At 73.3% G+C, this 17886-nt stretch carries 21 protein-coding genes; 15 read left to right on the forward strand and 6 right to left on the reverse strand.

Features of this window, described 5'->3' with window-relative positions:
• The first annotated feature begins 55 nt into the window (after positions 1-55).
• Together AB0B40_RS01795 and AB0B40_RS01800 are read left to right on the forward strand one after the other, a co-directional pair.
• Complete coding sequence (locus AB0B40_RS01795) at positions 56-877, forward strand: ABC transporter permease (RefSeq protein ID WP_345050493.1); 822 nt, start codon at positions 56-58, stop codon at positions 875-877.
• Positions 878-911: 34 nt separating this feature from the next.
• The gene (locus AB0B40_RS01800; RefSeq protein ID WP_362262109.1) at positions 912-1553 is read left to right on the forward strand and encodes an AAA family ATPase; all 642 of its coding nucleotides are present in this window, start codon (positions 912-914) and stop codon (positions 1551-1553) included.
• Positions 1554-1935: 382 nt separating this feature from the next.
• Here AB0B40_RS01800 and ybaK read toward each other — a convergent pair whose 3' ends face one another.
• The 4 genes from ybaK to AB0B40_RS01820 form a co-directional block, all read right to left on the reverse strand.
• Positions 1936-2439: a Cys-tRNA(Pro) deacylase gene (gene ybaK, locus AB0B40_RS01805; RefSeq protein WP_345050496.1), complete on the reverse strand. Its 504-nt coding sequence runs from the start codon at positions 2437-2439 to the stop codon at positions 1936-1938.
• Between the two features lie 34 nt (positions 2440-2473).
• Positions 2474-3214 carry an LON peptidase substrate-binding domain-containing protein gene (locus AB0B40_RS01810; RefSeq protein WP_345050499.1) on the reverse strand — a complete coding sequence of 247 codons (741 nt, stop codon included), beginning with the start codon at positions 3212-3214 and terminating at the stop codon, positions 2474-2476.
• Positions 3215-3225: 11 nt separating this feature from the next.
• The gene (locus AB0B40_RS01815) at positions 3226-4278 is read right to left on the reverse strand and encodes a hypothetical protein (RefSeq protein ID WP_345050501.1); all 1053 of its coding nucleotides are present in this window, start codon (positions 4276-4278) and stop codon (positions 3226-3228) included.
• A gap of 409 nt (positions 4279-4687) precedes the next feature.
• The gene (locus tag AB0B40_RS01820; RefSeq protein WP_345050503.1) at positions 4688-6265 is read right to left on the reverse strand and encodes an oxidoreductase; all 1578 of its coding nucleotides are present in this window, start codon (positions 6263-6265) and stop codon (positions 4688-4690) included.
• A gap of 211 nt (positions 6266-6476) precedes the next feature.
• On the opposite strand from AB0B40_RS01820, the gene hisD reads away from it, so the two are divergent.
• The 10 genes from hisD to AB0B40_RS01870 all read left to right on the forward strand — a co-directional run bounded on the left by hisD (position 6477) and on the right by AB0B40_RS01870 (position 14120).
• Positions 6477-7802 (forward strand): histidinol dehydrogenase, encoded by a 1326-nt coding sequence (gene hisD, locus AB0B40_RS01825; RefSeq protein ID WP_362262115.1) that lies wholly within the window; start codon positions 6477-6479, stop codon positions 7800-7802.
• Positions 7799-8905: a histidinol-phosphate transaminase gene (locus AB0B40_RS01830; protein ID WP_345050508.1), complete on the forward strand. Its 1107-nt coding sequence runs from the start codon at positions 7799-7801 to the stop codon at positions 8903-8905. The genes hisD and AB0B40_RS01830 overlap by 4 nt, the downstream gene beginning before the upstream one ends.
• The gene (gene hisB / locus AB0B40_RS01835; protein WP_161295998.1) at positions 8902-9495 is read left to right on the forward strand and encodes an imidazoleglycerol-phosphate dehydratase HisB; all 594 of its coding nucleotides are present in this window, start codon (positions 8902-8904) and stop codon (positions 9493-9495) included. Before AB0B40_RS01830 ends, hisB begins: the two co-directional genes overlap by 4 nt.
• A 5-nt stretch (positions 9496-9500) precedes the next feature.
• Positions 9501-9665 (forward strand): hypothetical protein, encoded by a 165-nt coding sequence (locus tag AB0B40_RS01840; protein WP_345050512.1) that lies wholly within the window; start codon positions 9501-9503, stop codon positions 9663-9665.
• Positions 9665-10306, forward strand: a complete 642-nt coding sequence (gene hisH / locus AB0B40_RS01845) for an imidazole glycerol phosphate synthase subunit HisH (protein ID WP_345050515.1) — start codon at positions 9665-9667, stop codon at positions 10304-10306. The genes AB0B40_RS01840 and hisH overlap by 1 nt, the downstream gene beginning before the upstream one ends.
• A gap of 3 nt (positions 10307-10309) precedes the next feature.
• A complete protein-coding gene (priA, locus tag AB0B40_RS01850) occupies positions 10310-11035 on the forward strand; it encodes a bifunctional 1-(5-phosphoribosyl)-5-((5-phosphoribosylamino)methylideneamino)imidazole-4-carboxamide isomerase/phosphoribosylanthranilate isomerase PriA (RefSeq protein ID WP_345050516.1) in 726 nt (241 codons plus the stop codon).
• On the forward strand, positions 11032-11427 hold the full coding sequence (locus AB0B40_RS01855; RefSeq protein WP_345050518.1) for a RidA family protein: 396 nt from the start codon (positions 11032-11034) through the stop codon (positions 11425-11427). The genes priA and AB0B40_RS01855 overlap by 4 nt, the downstream gene beginning before the upstream one ends.
• Positions 11424-12179, forward strand: a complete 756-nt coding sequence (hisF, locus tag AB0B40_RS01860) for an imidazole glycerol phosphate synthase subunit HisF (RefSeq protein WP_345050519.1) — start codon at positions 11424-11426, stop codon at positions 12177-12179. Before AB0B40_RS01855 ends, hisF begins: the two co-directional genes overlap by 4 nt.
• A gap of 111 nt (positions 12180-12290) precedes the next feature.
• Positions 12291-12878: a helix-turn-helix domain-containing protein gene (locus AB0B40_RS01865; RefSeq protein WP_362262122.1), complete on the forward strand. Its 588-nt coding sequence runs from the start codon at positions 12291-12293 to the stop codon at positions 12876-12878.
• Positions 12879-12893: 15 nt separating this feature from the next.
• Positions 12894-14120 carry an MFS transporter gene (locus tag AB0B40_RS01870; RefSeq protein WP_362262125.1) on the forward strand — a complete coding sequence of 409 codons (1227 nt, stop codon included), beginning with the start codon at positions 12894-12896 and terminating at the stop codon, positions 14118-14120.
• 7 nt (positions 14121-14127) lie between these two features.
• Here AB0B40_RS01870 and AB0B40_RS01875 read toward each other — a convergent pair whose 3' ends face one another.
• Both AB0B40_RS01875 and AB0B40_RS01880 read right to left on the reverse strand, forming a co-directional pair.
• Positions 14128-14526, reverse strand: a complete 399-nt coding sequence (locus AB0B40_RS01875) for a VOC family protein (RefSeq protein ID WP_345050525.1) — start codon at positions 14524-14526, stop codon at positions 14128-14130.
• Between the two features lie 13 nt (positions 14527-14539).
• Positions 14540-15175 carry a TIGR03085 family metal-binding protein gene (locus AB0B40_RS01880; RefSeq protein ID WP_345050527.1) on the reverse strand — a complete coding sequence of 212 codons (636 nt, stop codon included), beginning with the start codon at positions 15173-15175 and terminating at the stop codon, positions 14540-14542.
• A gap of 83 nt (positions 15176-15258) precedes the next feature.
• Here AB0B40_RS01880 and hisI point away from each other — a divergent pair, with 83 nt between their 5' ends.
• From hisI to AB0B40_RS01895, 3 genes are all read left to right on the forward strand, one after another.
• Positions 15259-15660: a phosphoribosyl-AMP cyclohydrolase gene (gene hisI, locus AB0B40_RS01885; protein WP_345050529.1), complete on the forward strand. Its 402-nt coding sequence runs from the start codon at positions 15259-15261 to the stop codon at positions 15658-15660.
• A gap of 11 nt (positions 15661-15671) precedes the next feature.
• Positions 15672-17150, forward strand: coding sequence for an anthranilate synthase component I (locus AB0B40_RS01890; RefSeq protein WP_345050531.1), 1479 nt, complete (start codon positions 15672-15674; stop codon positions 17148-17150).
• Between the two features lie 61 nt (positions 17151-17211).
• Entirely contained in the window at positions 17212-17850 is a 639-nt protein-coding gene (locus AB0B40_RS01895) for a TIGR02234 family membrane protein (RefSeq protein ID WP_345050533.1), read from the forward strand.
• Positions 17851-17886 lie beyond the last annotated feature (36 nt).

Consider the following 17886-nt stretch of genomic DNA (forward strand, 5'->3'; position numbering starts at 1 on the left):
CCGCGGAATGCGCAGGGACCGGCGCGACTGCCGTAGGGAAGAGGAGCAGCTCGTCGTGAGTGTCGTACCCGCCGAGGTTCTGCCGGGCGGCGCCCGGGCCGTGCCGGAGACGGCGCCCTCCGCGGCCGAGCTGGGGCCGCCCGTGCGGCTGTGGCCGTCGCTGGTGGCCGTCTACCGGGCGCAGCTGTCCCGGGCCCGTGTGGCGCGGATCCCGCTGCTGTTCGTGGCGACCTTCCAGTCCGTCGGCATCGCCGTGATGATGCGCGGGGTCGTCGACAGCGGCCCCGAGGCCCAGTCCGTGGTGGCCGGGTCGTCCGTACTGGTCGTGGCCTACGTGGCGCTGAACCTGCTGTCGCAGTACTTCGGGCAGCTGCGGGCCAGCGGGGGCCTCGACCACTACGCGACGCTGCCGGTGCCGCCGGCTGCCGTGGTGCTGGGCGCGGCGGCGGCGTACGCCTCCTTCACCGTGCCCGGGACCCTGGTGACCGCCGTGTTCGGCTGCGTGCTGTTCGGGCTGCCGCTGTCGAACCTGTGGATCCTGGTGGCCGTGATTCCGCTCGCCGGGGCCGCGCTGGCCGGGCTCGGCGCCGCCTGCGGGCTGCTCGCGCCCCGCCCCGAACTGGCCACGCTCCTGGGGCAGCTGGGCATGTCGGCGGCGCTGCTGCTGGGTGTGCTGCCGGCCGACCGGATGCCGGAGATCGTACGGCTGGCCCGCGACCTGCTGCCCTCGACCTATGGCGTGGAGGCGTACGCGCGGACCTTCGGGCCGCACCCCGACTGGGCCGTCGTCCTCGCTGACCTGGGCGTGTGCGCGGGTGTCGGGATGATCACGCTGGCCGTGGCGGCCCGGGCCTACCGCAGGGCCGCCGTCCGGTGACGCGGCCCACAGGGCGACCTGGCACGATGGCAGGGTGACCGCACCGTTGACTCCGCCACCGCCGCCGCACGACGACTCCCCGCACCAGGTCCGGCAGGCTCCGCCGTCCGCCGTGGCACCCGCCGGGGCCGGGTACGAACAGGACGGTCCCGGCCTGCGGACGGAACTGCGCGAGGCCGCCGTGCTCACCGTGGTGTCGGTGCTCGGCGGGGTGCTGCTGGGGCTGCTGTGGTGGTGGCTGGCGCCGCACGTGCCGCTGGTCGGTGACGAGATCGACAAGAGCTGGGTCGTCTATCTGAGGGACACCGAGGGGGAGCAGGCGATCGGGGTGGACGGCACGTTCACCCTGCTGGGCCTCGCCTTCGGGCTGGTCGTCGGGGTCGTGGTGTTCCTGTGGCGGCGGCGCGGGGGTGTGCCGATCGTCGTGGCACTGGGCCTCGGCGGGCTGCTGGGCTCCCTGCTCGCCTGGCGGCTCGGGGTCTGGCTGGGCCCCGAGTCCGACGTGCTCGCGCACGCGCGGGCCGTGGGCAAGGGCGTGACGTTCTCGGCGCCGCTGAAGCTCTCGGCGAAGGGCGCGCTGCTGGCGTGGCCGCTCGCCGGGCTGCTGGCGCACCTCGGTCTGACCGCCCTGTTCGCGCCCCGGGATCCCGAGCCGCCGTATCCGCAGCAGCCGTAGCGGCCTGCCGCCGTCTGCTCGGTACGGCTGTCTGTCCGGTGCGCGGCTGTCCGCTCGGCGCGGCCGTTCGCGCGGTGGAGCCGTTCGCCCGGTGGCCGGGTCGTCTGCCTGGCACGGCCGTCTGCCTGGTGGGGCCGTCTGCCCGGTGGGGCCGTCTGCCCGGCACGGCCGTCTGCCCGGTGGGGTCGTCTGCCCGGTGGGGTCGTTTGCCCGGTGGGGTCGTCCGCCCGGTGCGGCCGTCTGCCCGCCCCGGGATCCCGAGCCGCCGTATCCGCGGCAGCCGTAGCGGCCTGCCGCCGTCCGCCCGATACGGCTGTCTGTCCGGTGCGGCCGGGCGGGCGGGCGGGAGGCTGACGTTCTGGCCGGGTGTGCGGGGGCTGTCTCAGCCCCGGCCGATCGGTGCCAGGACCGCTTCCGTCAGTTTCGCCAGGTCCCCCGGTGCCAGCTCCACCTCCAGGCCGCGGCGGCCGGCCGACACACAGATCGTCGCGTGGGCCGGTGCCGAGTCGTCGAGGACCGTGCGGAGCTTCTTGCGCTGGCCCAGCGGGGAGATGCCGCCGCGGACGTAGCCGGTGGTGCGCTCGGCGAGGGCCGGGTCGGCCATGGCCGCCCGTTTGCCGCCCACCGCCGCCGCCAGGGCCTTCAGATCCAGCGAGCCGGCCACCGGGACCACGCCGACCACCAGGGAACCGTCCACGTCGGCCACCAGGGTCTTGAAGACGCGGTCCGGGGAGACGCCCATCGCCTCAGCCGCCTCCTCGCCGTAGGAGGGGTGGGACGGGTCGTGGTCGTAGGCATGGACCGTGAAGCCCACACCCGCCGCCGTCAGCGCGACCGTGGCGGGCGTGCCCCCGGACTGCTGCTGCTTCTTCGACTTCTTCGCCATCGGAGTGTCTCGGCCTCGGTCTTCCCGGTCTTCCTCAGTTCAGGCTCGTCGGCGCCCGCGTGAGCTCGAACGCGGGCAACGACGGCAGGCTACGGATGATCGCCGTCTCCGCGCGAAGGAGTTTCAGCTCGTCCCGCAGCCGGGACGCGGTGTCGGGGGCCTGGAGCAGGCGCTGCTTGGTCGGCGTGTCGTGCACCATCGCCGCCGCCACCAGGTACGACACCACGCTCGGGTCGTCCGGCAGTTCGGCCCCGGTCGACATCGACCGTTCCCGGGCGCCCGCCAGGCGTTTCTGGTACTGGCGGAAGGAGCGCAGGACGCCCTCGGCCAGCGCGCCGGCCTCGTCCCCCGGCTCCTCGGACAGCTCCTCCAGCTCCGCGGTGAGGAACGGGCCCGAGGCGTCCACGGACAGCAGCCGCACCCGGGTCGTACCGGTCGCCAGCACCTCGAAGGTGCCGTCGGACCGCTCCCGGACGGTCGCCGCGTCCGCCACACAGCCCACCGCGTGCAGGGCCTTGAGCGGATCGGGGCCGAGACCCGCGGCCGGGCCCCGCTCGGGCTGCGCCGTGGGGTCGGGCATGCCGGGGAGGCTGGGCGCGACCTCGTGGCCGTCGCGGATGGCGACGACGGCGAACCGGCGCGGCTCGTCCTCCGGGGTCTTCAGCAGATCGCGCATCATGGCGCGATAACGCTCCTCGAAGACGTTCAGCGGCAGCACGAGACCCGGGAAGAGCACCGAGTTCAGCGGAAAGAGCGGGAGACGGACGGTGGTCACGGCGCCCCAGCCTAGTGGTCCGCGCCGCGGGCGTGTCCGCCGCGGGCGCCGAGGGACTCCACGGGCACCGGCAGCAGCCCGGCCGGGGCGGGCCCCGGACCCGCCGTCTCCAGGTGTTCGCGCAGGCGCAGGAAGTGGCCGAGCGGGTCGTCGGAGAACCGGTCCCAGGGGAACGAGGTGGCGTACGGCCCGATCAGGCGCAGCTGGACCCGGGCGTCCTCCCAGCGGTCCAGCGTGAGCAGGACGTACAGCAGTTTGTTGCGCACTTCGGCGGAAGCGGGGTCGGCCGCCGGCAGACGCCCGGACAGCGCGATCGCCCGGTCCGCCGCCGCGTCCAGCCGGGCCCGCGGCACGGCGGGCCCGCAGCCGTCGGTGAGATAGCCGAAGGCCGCACGGGCGGGCAGAGCCTGGACCAGCGAGCCGGCCGGGGCGTCCTGCGCGGCCCGGTCGGCGAAGTCGAAGCACTCGCGGTGGGAGCCGTGCCAGGAGGCGGCCAGGTAGCGCAGAGCGGCCACGTGGCAGCCGTAGTGGTGCGGGGCACGCCGGACGGCCGCCTCCCACAGCTCCTCGAAGTAGCGGTGTCCGGCCCGTGAGCCGCGCGCGTGGTCGAGCGCGATCCGCCAGGGCACCGGGTCACGGTCGTCGGCGCGGGCGGCCGCGGTGATCAGGGGGCTCACCTCGCGCAGCAGCTCGGCCCGGGCCGGCGAGGGCCAGGCGCGGTCCACCGCAAGCTGGGTGCCGACCAGCAGCACCCCGGGGTCGGCCGGGGCGGTGGTGCGCCACTCCTCGTACCACTCGGGGCGCGAGCGGGCGAACGCGGCCAGGCGCCGCACGTACCGGTCGCGGGGCTCCCACTCGGCGGCGGCGCGGGTGGCGGCGAGCAGGCCGGCCGCGGCGGCCCACTCGCCCCGGCCCGCCGCGACGAGCGCGGGGGAGAGGCGGTCGTCGGGCGCGTCGAGCACGGCCTCGTCCCCGGCCGGTGGTCGGCCGGCCGGGCGCGCGGGGCGTTTGGTCATCCGGGTCGGGCGGATGAACGAGGGCAGCAGAGCCATGGTGTCGACCATTGAAAGTCCGCAGGTCGGGGCGGCGCCAGAGCGTTGTGCCAAGTCATGGAAGGTTGTACGCCCCGCGGTCAAGGACCGGTAAAGGGTCCATGTCGATCCGGTGAGCGAGCGGGGCGGGTGAGGGGTCGCGGTGAGCGATGTGGTCCGGCGGTGACGGCCGGGGATGCGCGGCGACGGCGACGGCCGGGGCGATGCGCGGCGACGGCGACGGCCGGGGCGATGCACGGCGACGGCCGGGGATGTGCCGCCGGGCATCACCTCGGGCAGCCCGTCGCCCGGGGCCGGGTGTTCGGCGGGGCCGAGGGTGACGAAGGGCCGCCCACCTCGGTCATGCCGTACACATGGCGGCCGGTGACCGCCGACGGCCGGGGGTGCGCGGCCGCCGGTGACCGCCGGCGGCGTGCGCCCGTCAGTTCCGGCGCAGCATCCGGGTCGCGCCCGCCGCCACCGTCGTCGCGAGGACCCAGCCGAGCAGGACCATCGCCGCCCCGAGCCACTGCCAGCCGCCCCGCAGCTGCCACTGGCCGACCTGGCCCAGGTCGATCACCGGCAGCAGCAGGTCCAGCGTGAACAGCGCCGGATTCCAGGCGGGATGGCCACCGGCGTTCACGGGCGGATGGTCCGCGTGCGCGAACGCGAGCGTGCCCGCCGCCCACAGCACCGCCATCCACACCGCGGCCCGGCCCGGACGGTAGCCGTAGGCCACGGTCCAGTCCTGTGCGAACCCCCAGACCTTGGCGGCCGGCGGCAGCGTCTCGCGCCGCCGGCGCTGCTTGGCGAGCAGCACCTCGCGCGCGTCCTCGTCCTCACCGGCGGCCCGCAGCACCGCGGCCAGCCGCTCGTACGGCTCCGGGGCGTACTCGGCGGTGGCCGCCGCCACCCAGTCCAGGCGCCGGGCCAGCGGGAACGGCCCCTGCGGCACCAGGTTCTCGTAGGTGAACCCGCCCATGTGCAGGTTGCCCGCCTCCGGCCAGCTGCTCGCGCGGTCCACCAGGGTCGTGATCCGGGCGCCCGAGAGCACGACCTTGCCGCGCTCCGGCCGGTCCCCGAGGAAGCGCAGCTCCGGCGTCTGCGCCCGGCGCAGCGACAGCTCCTGGTCGTCGGTGAAGACGAACCGGGCCCGCTCCAGGTCGACGGCGTCCCCGAACCGCCCGTCGTCCAGCCGCACCCCGCCCCGGCACTCGAACCGCTGGATGCGCGTCCCGCGCGCGGGGGTCGTGCCGCTCAGCAGCGGGCTGCCCACGCCGGCCGGGGTCAGGTACAGGGTGCGCTCGACCGTCATCTGGGGCGCGTTCAGGGCGAAGCGTGAGTAGGGGTTGGTGAGCTTCGCGCCGCGCAGGCTGAGCGAGACGCCCACCTGGGCGCCGCGCAGGCTCATCTCGCCGTGCGACTCCAGCATCTCCGCCTGGAGGTCCTGTCCGACGGTCATGCCGTCGGCCGCGATCGACCGGCCGCTGCGGTCGCGGTACGCGATCGCCTGGTTGAGCAGCAGGTCGGTGCCGATGTGCGCGTCCGTCAGCCGGACTCCGTTCTGGAAGCGGCAGCGCGGCAGGTGCAGGTCACCCTCCGTGTGCACACGGGCCGCCTCCAGGCGCGGCACCGCGCAGTCCACCAGGCGTACGGTCGTGAACCGGGCCTCCGGCAGCCGGACCTCCTCGTCGAAGCGGCAGCCGCGCAGCTCCACGTACGGCGTCACCTGGCCGCCCGCCAGATCCAGCACGCCGGTGATCCGCACGCCGACGAGCTTCAGCGAGGCCACCCGGCCGGCGAGCGCCGGCGGGCCGTCCAGCAGCAGCCAGCAGACGATGCGGGCCCGCACGGTCCGCTCCGGGCCCCAGGGGTGCCCGCCGTGCGGATCGTCCACCACGAATTCGCCGCTGCTCAGGTCGTACAGGCTGCCGTTGCGGAAGGCCTGCCACATGCCCGCCTCGGTCGCGGTCAGGTCGTCCGGCAGGTCCCCGGCGCGGGCGCCGGTCCCCTCGGTCACCGCTGTTCCTTCTCCCTCGCCCCCAGGGGCTACTAGTGAGTCACTTGTGTCGTACTGGCGTTCATGCCCGGTGGGTGACGTCTCGAACACAAAGCGTGAGGGTGATCTTCCGGGTTCCGGCCAGCCTATGTACCAGCCATTGGCCCACGTTCTGTATCAGCCATTGATACGCGCGGACGGCTCCCGACGGCGGTCTGAGAGAATTGGGACTGTGATTTCCCGAATCGATCTGCGCGGCGACGCCCTTCCCGAGGGACCCGCCCTGCGCGACCTGCTGCCCCGAGCCGACTTCGACGTTCAGGCCGCCCTGGAGAAGGTGCGCCCGATCTGCGAGGCCGTGCATCATCGTGGCGACGCGGCGCTGATCGACTTCGCCGAGAAGTTCGACGGAGTACGGCTGGAAAGCGTCCGTGTCCCGGCCCGGGCACTCACCGAGGCGCTCGCCGGCCTCGACCCGGCGGTGCGCGCCGCCCTGGAGGAGTCCATCCGCCGCGCCCGCCTCGTCCACCGCGAGCAGCGCCGGACCACCCACACCACGCAGGTCGTGCCCGGCGGCTCGGTCACCGAGAAGTGGGTGCCGGTCGAGCGCGTCGGGCTGTACGCGCCCGGTGGCCGTTCGGTCTACCCGTCCTCGGTGGTCATGAACGTGGTGCCCGCGCAGGAGGCCGGGGTCGAGTCCATCGCGCTCGCCTCGCCGGCCCAGGCCGGCTTCGGCGGCCTGCCGCACCCGACGATCCTCGCGGCCTGCGCCCTGCTCGGCGTGGACGAGGTCTACGCGGCCGGCGGCGCCACCGCCGTCGCGATGTTCGCCCACGGCACCGAGTCCTGTCCGCCCGCCAACATGGTCACCGGCCCCGGCAACATCTGGGTCGCCGCCGCCAAGCGCTACTTCACCGGCAAGATCGGCATCGACGCCGAGGCCGGCCCCACCGAGATCGCGATCCTCGCGGACTCCACCGCCGACCCGGTGCACGTCGCCTCGGACCTGATCAGCCAGGCCGAGCACGACCCGCTCGCGGCGGCCGTCCTGGTCACCGACTCCGTCGAACTGGCGGACTCGGTGGAGAAGGAGCTGGAGCCCCAGGTCGCGGCCACCAAGCACGTCGACGACCGGATCGTGCCCGCGCTGAGGGGCAAGCAGTCCGCGATCGTCCTCGTGGACGGCATCGAGGAGGGCCTGCGGGTGGTCGACGCGTACGGCGCCGAGCACCTGGAGATCCAGACCGCCGACGCCGCCGCGGTCGCCGACCGGGTCCGCAACGCCGGCGCGGTCTTCATCGGCCCCTGGGCCCCCGTCTCGCTCGGCGACTACGCGGCCGGGTCCAACCACGTCCTGCCCACCGGTGGCTGCGCCTGCCACTCCTCGGGCCTGTCCGTGCAGTCGTTCCTGCGCGGTATCCACATCGTCGACTACACGCGGGACGCGCTCGCCGAGGTCGCGCACCACGTGGTCACGCTGGCCGACGCCGAGGACCTGCCGGCACACGGCGCGGCGATCAAGGCGAGGTTCGGCTGGAAGGTACCCGAGAGCAAGTGACTCGCATCGACGATCTCCCCGTACGGGACGAGCTGCGCGGCAAGTCCCCCTACGGCGCGCCCCAGCTGGACGTCCCCGTACGGCTGAACACCAACGAGAACCCCTACCCGCTGCCCGAGCCGCTGGTCGAGCGGATCACGGAGCGGGTGCGCGAGGCCGCCCGCGACCTGAACCGCTACCCCGACCGGGACGCGGTCCAGCTGCGCACCGAGCTGGCCGCGTATCTGACCAAGACCGGCAAGTACCCGCTCGGCGTGGAGAACGTGTGGGCCGCCAACGGCTCCAACGAGGTCATCCAGCAACTGCTGCAGACCTTCGGCGGACCGGGCCGCACGGCCATCGGCTTCGAGCCGTCGTACTCGATGCACGCGCTCATCGCGCGCGGGACGGGCACCGGCTGGATCTCCGGCCCGCGGAGCGAGGACTTCACGATCGACCTCGCCGCCGCCGAGCGGGCCATCGCCGAGCACCGGCCCGACGTCGTCTTCCTCACCACCCCCAACAACCCCACCGGCAACGCGATCCCGCCGGAGACGGTGCTCGCGCTGTACGAGGCGGCGCAGGCGGCCAAGCCGTCGATGGTGATCGTGGACGAGGCGTACGTCGAGTTCAGCCACGGCGACTCGCTGCTGCCGCTGCTGGCGGGCCGTCCCCACCTGGTCGTCTCCCGGACCATGTCCAAGGCGTTCGGCGCGGCCGGTCTGCGCCTCGGCTACCTCGCCGCCGACCCGGCGGTCGTGGACGCCGTACAGCTCGTCCGGCTGCCGTACCACCTGTCGGCGATCACCCAGGCGACCGCGCTGGCCGCGCTGGAGCACACCGACACGCTGCTGGGCTATGTCGAGCAGCTCAAGTCGGAGCGGGACCGGCTGGTCACCGAGCTGCGCGCGATCGGCTACGAGGTCACCGCGTCCGACGCCAACTTCGTGCAGTTCGGCCGCTTCGAGGACGCCCACGAGGTCTGGCGGAGGATCCTCGACCGCGGCGTCCTGGTCCGGGACAACGGCGTGCCGGGGTGGCTGCGGGTGTCCGCCGGCACCCCCGAAGAGAACGACGCGTTCCTCGACGCGGTCCGTGAAGTCAAGAAGGAGTCCCAGGTATGAGCCGCGTAGGACGTGTGGAGCGCACCACCAAGGAGACCTCGGTCCTCGTCGAGATAGACCTCGACGGCACCGGGCGGACCGACATCGCCACCGGCGTCGGCTTCTACGACCACATGCTCGACCAGCTGGGCCGGCACGGTCTGTTCGACCTGACCGTGAAGACCGACGGCGACCTGCACATCGACTCCCACCACACCATCGAGGACACCGCCCTCGCGCTGGGCGCCGCCTTCAGGCAGGCCCTCGGCGACAAGGTGGGCATCTACCGCTTCGGCAACTGCACGGTCCCGCTGGACGAGTCCCTCGCCCAGGTCACCGTCGACCTCTCCGGCCGCCCCTACCTCGTGCACACCGAGCCCGAGAAGATGGCGCCGATGATCGGCGAGTACGACACGACGATGACCCGGCACATCCTGGAGTCCTTCGTCGCCCAGGCACAGGTCGCGCTGCACGTGCACGTGCCGTACGGCCGCAACGCCCACCACATCGTGGAATGCCAGTTCAAGGCGCTGGCCCGGGCACTGCGCTACGCCTCCGAGCGCGACCCGCGCGCGGCCGGCATCCTCCCGTCGACGAAGGGCGCGCTGTAAACCCCATGAACGGTCTGTCCACCATCCTGATCGTCGTCGGCCTCTTCCTCGTCGGCGGGATCATCTCCTTCGTCAAGCAGAAGATGCCCACGAGCCTGATCGTGCTGCTCTCCATCGGCGCGGCCATGTGCCTGGTCGCGGGTGTCATGCGACTGGAGGTGTGGAGCTGATGAGCGTGCCGAAGAAGGTCGTCGTCTTCGACTACGGCTTCGGCAACATCCGGTCCGCCGAGCGCGCCCTCGCGCGCGTGGGCGCCGACGTCGAGATCACGCGCGACTTCGACAAGGCGATGAACGCCGACGGCCTGCTGGTGCCGGGCGTCGGTGCCTTCGCCGCCTGTATGCGGGGCCTGCGCGAGGCCCGCGGTGACTGGGTCGTGGACCGCCGGCTGTCCGGCGGCCGCCCGGTCATGGGCATCTGCGTCGGCATGCAGATCCTCTTCGCGCGCGGCATCGAGCACGGCGTGGAGACCGACGGCCTGGACGAGTGGCCCGGCACGGTCGAGCCCCTCCAGGCCGACGTCGTCCCGCACATGGGCTGGAACACCGTGGACGCCCCGGCCGGCTCGCAGGCGTTCGCCGGCCTCGACGCCGACGCCCGCTTCTACTTCGTGCACTCCTACGCCGTCCACGACTGGGCCCTGGAGAGCCACAACCCGGTGATCGAGGCCCCCAAGGTCACCTGGTCGACGCACGGCAAGCCGTTCGTGGCCGCCGTGGAGAACGGCGCCCTGTGGGCCACGCAGTTCCACCCCGAGAAGTCCGGCGACGCCGGCGCCCAGCTCCTCACCAACTGGATCGGAACCCTGTAGACCATGGCCAAGCTCGAACTCCTCCCCGCCGTCGACGTCCGCGACGGGCAGGCCGTCCGTCTCGTGCACGGCGAGTCCGGGACCGAGACCTCCTACGGCTCGCCGCTGGAGGCCGCCCTCGCCTGGCAGCGCTCCGGCGCCGAGTGGCTGCACCTGGTCGACCTGGACGCCGCGTTCGGCACCGGCGACAACCGCGCGCTGATCGCCGAGGTGGCCAAGGCGATGGACATCAAGGTGGAGCTGTCCGGCGGCATCCGCGACGACGACACCCTCGCCGCCGCCCTCGCCACCGGCTGCACCCGGGTGAACCTCGGCACCGCCGCCCTGGAGACCCCCGAGTGGGTCGCCAAGGTCATCGCCGACCACGGCGACAAGATCGCCGTCGGCCTGGACGTGCGCGGCACGACCCTGCGCGGCCGCGGCTGGACCCGCGACGGCGGCGACCTCTACGAGACGCTGGAGCGCCTGAACAACGAGGGCTGCGCCCGCTACGTCGTCACCGACATCGCCAAGGACGGCACGCTCCAGGGCCCGAACCTGGAGCTGCTGAAGAACGTCTGCGCGGCCACGGACCGTCCGGTCGTGGCGTCCGGCGGCGTGTCGTCGCTGGACGACCTCCGCGCCATCGCCGAGCTGGTACCCCTCGGTGTCGAGGGCTCGATCGTCGGCAAGGCCCTGTACGCGAAGGCGTTCACCCTGGAAGAGGCGTTGGAGGCGGTGGCCGAGTGAGCGACATCCGACGCGTGTCGACCGGTGCGCCCTGGGAGGAGCAGTTCGGCTACTCCCGTGCGGTGGAGCTGCCGAACGGCCTGGTGCTGGTCTCGGGCTGCACGTCCATCGTGGACGGGCAGATCGCCGGGGGCGGCCCCCATGAGCAGGCGGTCAACGCTTTCAAGGTCGCCCTGGCGGCCCTCGAGCAGGTGGGTCTCGGCCGTGACGACGTGGTGCGGACGCGCATGTACATCACGCACGCCCGGGACGTCGACGAGGTCGGCCGTGCTCACAAGGAGCTGTTCGACACCGTCCGGCCCGCCTCATCCATGATCATCGTCTCCGGATTCGTGGACCCCAGCCTGGTCGTCGAGGTCGAGGTGGAGGCGTTCCGAGGAGTGTCCGCATGACCCTGGCCGTACGAGTGATTCCCTGCCTGGACGTGGACAACGGCCGGGTCGTCAAGGGCGTCAACTTCCAGAACCTGCGCGACGCGGGCGACCCCGTCGAGATGGCGAAGGTGTACGACGCCGAGGGCGCCGACGAGCTGACGTTCCTGGACATCACCGCGTCCTCGGGCGACCGGGAGACGACGTACGACGTGGTGCGCCGCACCGCCGAGCAGGTGTTCATCCCGCTGACGGTGGGCGGCGGCGTCCGCACGGCCGAGGACGTGGACAGGCTGCTGCGGGCGGGCGCGGACAAGGTGGGCGTGAACACCGCCGCGATCGCCCGCCCCGACCTGATCCGCGAGATCGCCGAGCGCTTCGGGCGCCAGGTGCTCGTCCTCTCGGTGGACGCGCGGCGCACCGGATCCGGCTCCTTCGAGGTCACGACCCACGGCGGTCGCCGCGGCACCGGCATGGACGCCGTCGAGTGGGCGCACCGGGCCGCCGAGCTGGGCGCGGGCGAGATCCTGCTGAACTCGATGGACGCCGACGGCACCAGGGACGGCTACGACCTGGAGATGATCGCGGCGGTGCGCAAGCACGTGAGCGTCCCGGTGATCGCCTCCGGCGGCGCCGGCAAGCTGGCCGACTTCCCGCCGGCCGTCGCGGCGGGCGCGGACGCGGTGCTGGCCGCGTCGGTGTTCCACTTCGGCGACCTGCGGATCGGCGAGGTGAAGGAGACGCTGCGGGGGGCTGGGCACCCCGTCAGGTAGAGGTCGCGAAGAGCCCCGGCCGGTGGCCGGGGCTCTTCCTTGCGCGGATACGAAAGGAATATTGCGCAACATCTATTGCGCAATATTCCTTTCGTATCTAGGGTTCGGGGTATGGCTCGTGAAGAGGACCGCCGGATCACGGACGTGGGCACCCTGAAAGCCCTCGCCCACCCCCTGCGCATGAAGCTCTACCGCCTGCTCTTCGTCGCGGAGGTCGCCACCGCATCGCAGCTGGCCGAACAGGTCGACGAGGCCGTCTCCCTGGTCAGCTACCACCTGCGCAAGCTGGCCGAGCACGGGCTGGTGGAGGAGGCCGAGCCGCGCAGCGCGGACGGGCGTGAGCGCTGGTGGCAGCCGTCCTCGGACGGTGTGTCCATCCACGGGGAGGACTTCCGGGACGCCCCCGAGCAGGTGACCGCGCACCTGGCGGCCTCCCGGCTGTTCCTGGACCAGCGCACCGAGATGCACCGGACCTACCTGGACGAGCGCGCCCACTGGGGGCCGGAGTGGAGCCAGGCGGCCTACGACTCCGAGTCCCTTCTGCGGCTCACGGCCGGTGAACTGGCCGACCTGAAGAAGGACCTGCGCGACCTGGTCAAGCGCTACGACGAGCAGGGCCGCGCCCGTGAGGCCGCCGGCGACACCACAGGGCGCGAGCACGTCGCGCTGCACGTGTACGGCTTCCCGTTCCGCGCCTGAGAGGACACCCTTGCCGTGACCGCCACGCTCGTACCGCCGGCGACCGCGCGGGCCCACCGCGACCCCAACGTCCTGCGCTGGCTCGCCGCCTACACCTCCTCGATGCTGGGCGACAGCGTCTACTACCTCGCCCTGTCCTGGGCCGCCGTCCAGGCCGGCACCCCCGCTCAGGCCGGACTCGTGATGTCCGCCAGCGCACTGCCCAGGGCCGTGCTGATGCTCGGCGGAGGCGTGATCGCCGACCGCTTCGGACCACGCCGGGTCGTCATCGGCAGTGACGCCGTCCGCTGCGCCGCCGTCCTCGCCGTGGCCGCCCTGCTGTTCGCCTGCAGCCCGGGACTGTGGCCGCTGGCCCTGCTGGCGCTGGTCTTCGGCACCGTCGACGCCGTCTTCATGCCCGCCGTGGGCGCCCTGCCGGCCCGGCTCACCGAGAAGGACCAGCTCGCCCGGGTCCAGGGCATGCGCGGCCTCGCCATCCGCTTCTCCAGCGTGGTCGGCGCCCCCCTCGGCGGACTCGGCGTGGCCCTCGGCGGCGCGGCCGCGGCCTTCACGCTCGCCGGGGCGCTCATCGCCCTCTCGGTACCGCTGCTGCTCTCCGTACGGATGCGCGACCTGCCCGCGGCCGGGAACTCCACCGCCTGGAACGACCTGGCGGCCGGCCTGCGCTACATCCGCCGCCACCGCGTCCTCGCCCCGCTGATGGTGGCCATCGCCCTCGGCGACCTGGGCTTCGTCGGCCCCCTGAACGTCGGCCTGACCCTGCTCGCCGACCGGCGCGGCTGGGGCGCCTCCGGCATGGGCTGGATCCTCGCGGGGTTCGGCGCCGGCGCGGGCGCCGCCTCACTGCTGCTGACCGTGCGCGGCCGGCTGCCACGGGCGGGGCTCGTCACCGGCTGCGCGTGCGTCGCGGGCTCCGCCGCCGTCGGCGCCCTCGCCCTGGCGCCGACCGTGGCCGCGGCCGTCGGCACGGCCCTGCTCGTCGGACTGCTCACCGGGCTCAGCGGCGCACTGTGCGGGGCCCTGCTGCAGACCCAGACCGAGCCCGCGTTCCTGGGCCGCGTCACCGCCGTCTCCAGCCTCGTCAGCCTCGGCCTCACCCCGCTCAGCATGCCCTTCGCCGCCGCCGCGATCGGCGCCTTCGGGCTCGGCCCGGTCTACGCCGTCAGCGCCGCCGTGTGCGGACTCGGCGGGGCCGTCGCCCTCGTCGTACCGGCCCTGCGCCGGGCCGAGCTGCCCGGCTGACGGCGCCTCACCCCTTCGGCTGAACCAGCTGCACCAGATTGCCCACCGTGTCGTCGAACACCGCCGCCAGCACCGGGCCCTGCTCCTGCGGAGGATGCGTGAACCGGACGCCGAGGTCGCACAGCCGCTCGTACTCGCCCTGGATGTCGTCCACGGAGAAGACGATGCACGGCAGCCCCGCCTCGTGCACCGCCCTGCGGTACGGCTCCGCGATCGGGCCCTGCCCGGGCTCCAGCAGCAGCTGGAGATCCGGCTGGGCCCCCTCCCGCGCCCCGACCGTCACGAACAGCGTGCCGCCCCCGAGGTCCATGTGGCTGCGGGTCTCGAAGCCGAGGACCTCCGTGTAGAAGGCGTGCGCCTTCGCCACGTCGTCCACGTACACGCTCGTCATCGCGACCTTGATCATGCGGCGGGTCCTCTCAGATGCCCAGCTGCCTGGACTCGTGCAGCTTCGTGATCGCGTCCCCGTCGCCCTCCAGCTCCACCCTGGCCGCGCTCTGCCTGCCGTACGCGAACATCAGCAGCTCCGACGGCTCACCGGTCACCGTGACCACCGGGGCGCCCCGGTGCGCCACCACCGTCTGGCCGTCCGGGCGGCGCAGCACCAGACCCGTCGGCACGCCCCGGCCCACCAGCCGCGCGGTCCGCTCCAGCCGGGACCACAGCGCGTCCTGGAACACCGGGTCCAGCTCCCGCCGGCTCCAGTCCGGCTGCGCACGGCGGACGTCCTCCGTGTGGACGTAGAACTCGATGATGTTGGCCGCCTCGTCGACCTGCTTGAGCTGAAAGGGCGAGAAGCGCGGCGGGCCGGTACGGATCAGCTGGATCAGCTCCTCGTACGGCTTCGCGGTGTACTCGGCCATCACCTTCTCCAGGCGTGGCGCAAGCTGCTTGATCAGTGTGCCCCCGGCCGCGTCCGGGCGGCGCTCCCGCACGACCACGTGCGCCGCCAGGTCCCGGGTCCGCCAGCCCTCGCAGAGGGTCTCTGCGTCCGGTCCGACGGTTTCCAAGAGGTCGGCGAGCAGGAGCCGTTCACGCTTGGCGAAGGTCGACATGGTGAAAGCCTACGGCCAGGCGCCGAGTCCGCGCACTGGACACGGCACCGGTCCTGCCGGTGCCGCGCGGCACAATGGCATCCATGACCAGTACGACCGGTACCCCCCGGCCCAGCAGCCTCGACCCGGAGATCGCCGCGCGGCTGAAGCGCGGCGCCGACGGCCTCCTCCCCGCCATCGCCCAGCAGTACGACACCGGCGAGGTGCTCATGCTCGGCTGGATGGACGACGAGGCACTGCACCGCACGCTGACCACCGGCCGCTGCACCTACTGGTCGCGCAGCCGCCAGGAGTACTGGGTCAAGGGCGACACCTCCGGCCACTTCCAGTGGGTGAGGTCCGTCGCGCTGGACTGCGACGCCGACACGCTGCTGGTCCGGGTCGACCAGGTGGGCGCCGCCTGCCACACCGGCGCGCGCACCTGCTTCGACGAGGACGTACTGCTCAAGGACGCGGATTCCGCCGCGCCCGGATCCGATCAGTGAGGTCAGCCGCCATGGACCTAGAGACCTTCCGCAAGCTGGCCACCGACCGCCGCGTCATCCCGGTCACGCGCAAGCTCCTCGCCGACGGCGACACCCCGGTCGCGCTCTACCGCAAGCTCGCCGCCGAGCGCCCCGGCACCTTCCTGCTGGAGTCCGCGGAGAACGGCCGGTCCTGGTCCCGTTACTCCTTCGTCGGCGTCCGCAGCGCCGCCACGCTCACCGCGCGCGACGGACAGGCCCACTGGCTCGGCACCCCGCCCGTCGGCGTCCCCACCGACGGCGACCCCCTCGTGGCCCTGCGCGCCACCCTCCAGGCCCTGCACACCCCCCACCAGGAGGGCCTGCCGCCCTTCACCGGCGGCATGGTCGGCTACCTGGGCTACGACATCGTCCGCCGCCTGGAGAAGATCGGCCCCGGCGAGCGCGACGACCTGCGGCTGCCCGAGCTGACGATGCTCCTGACCAGCGACCTCGCCGTCATGGACCACTGGGAGGGCTCGGTCCTGCTGATCGCCAACGCGATCAACCACAACGACCTGGACACGGGCGTCGACGAGGCGTACGCGGACGCCGTGGCCCGGCTCGACGCCATGGAGGCCGACCTCACGCGCGCGGTCGCCCAGCCCCCGGCCGTCCTGCCGCCCTCCGAACTGCCCGAGTACACCGCCCTGTGGGGCGGCCCCGACTTCCAGCGGGCGGTCGAGGACGTCAAGGAGCGCATCCGCGCCGGCGAGGCGTTCCAGGTCGTGCCCTCCCAGCGCTTCGAGACCCCGTGCACGGCGAGCGCCCTGGACGTCTACCGGGTCCTGCGGGCCACCAACCCCTCGCCGTACATGTACCTGTTCCGCCTCGACGGGTTCGACGTCGTCGGCTCCTCCCCGGAGGCGCTGGTGAAGGTGGAGGACGGGCGCGCGATGGTCCACCCCATCGCCGGCACCCGGCACCGCGGCGCCACCCCGCAGGAGGACCAGGCCCTCGCCGAGGAACTGCTCGCCGACCCCAAGGAGCGCGCCGAACACCTGATGCTGGTCGACCTCGGCCGCAACGACCTCGGCCGGGTCTGCGAGCCCGGCTCGGTCGAGGTGGTCGACTTCATGTCCATCGAGCGCTACTCGCACGTGATGCACATCGTCTCCACCGTCACCGGCAAGGTCGCCCCCGGCCGCACGGCCTTCGACGTGCTCACCGCCTGCTTCCCGGCCGGCACCCTCTCCGGTGCCCCCAAGCCCCGCGCGATGCAGATCATCGACGAACTGGAGCCGTCCCGGCGCGGCCTGTACGGCGGCTGCGTCGGCTACCTGGACTTCGCCGGCGACTCCGACACCGCGATCGCCATCCGAACGGCCCTGCTCCGCGACGGCACGGCCTACGTCCAGGCCGGAGCGGGCATCGTCGCCGACTCCGACCCGGTCGCGGAGGACCAGGAGTGCCGCAACAAGGCCGCCGCGGTACTGCGGGCCGTGCACACGGCGAACCGGCTCGGGCGATAGGGCGTTTCCCACGCCCCGCAGAGGAACCCCGGGTGACGGTCCGCCCGGGGTTCAGGCGATAGTGGAGTACGTGACAGCCGTACCTCACCCCCGCTCGAACGCCGCCGCGCCCGCCCGGTCCGGCCGGCGGAGCCTCGCCGTGGCCCTTCTGTCCGGCGCGCTCGGCGCGGCCGTGGTGCTGCTCGCGACCCGGCAGCGCTGGGCGGAGGGCACCGCGACGGTGGCCGGCGGCGGGTTCCCGCTGACCGCCAGGGGCAGTGACGTCACGGGCGTCCCCGCGGCCCTCGCCATAGTGGGCCTCGCCGCGCTCGTCGCCGTCTTCGCCGTCCGCAGGGCCGGCCGGCTCCTCGTCTCCGGGCTGCTCGCGCTGTCCGGCGCCGGGATCGCCGTCGCGGCCCTCGTGAGCGCCTCCGACAGCTCGGTGCTGGACGAGAAGGCCGCCAAGGTCAGCGGCGACACCTCCGCGACCGTGGACGCCCTCAGCCACACCGCCTGGCCCTACGTCGCCGCCGTCGGCGGGCTGCTGATCCTGCTCGCCGGTCTGCTCGCCCTGCGCTACGGCGGCCGGTGGCCCGCGATGTCCGGCCGCTACGAGCGCGGCACCGACCGCCCCCGGCGCACGGCCCGGCCGGCCGACCCCGAGCGGCCCGAGGAGATCTGGAAGGCCCTGGATCGGGGCGAGGACCCCACGGGCGCCTGAACCGGATGTGGTGAACCAGACGCCACCCCCGCGTCC

This window comes from Streptomyces sp. NPDC042638 (genome assembly GCF_040647235.1).
GTDB classification, from domain to species: domain Bacteria; phylum Actinomycetota; class Actinomycetes; order Streptomycetales; family Streptomycetaceae; genus Streptomyces; species Streptomyces rameus.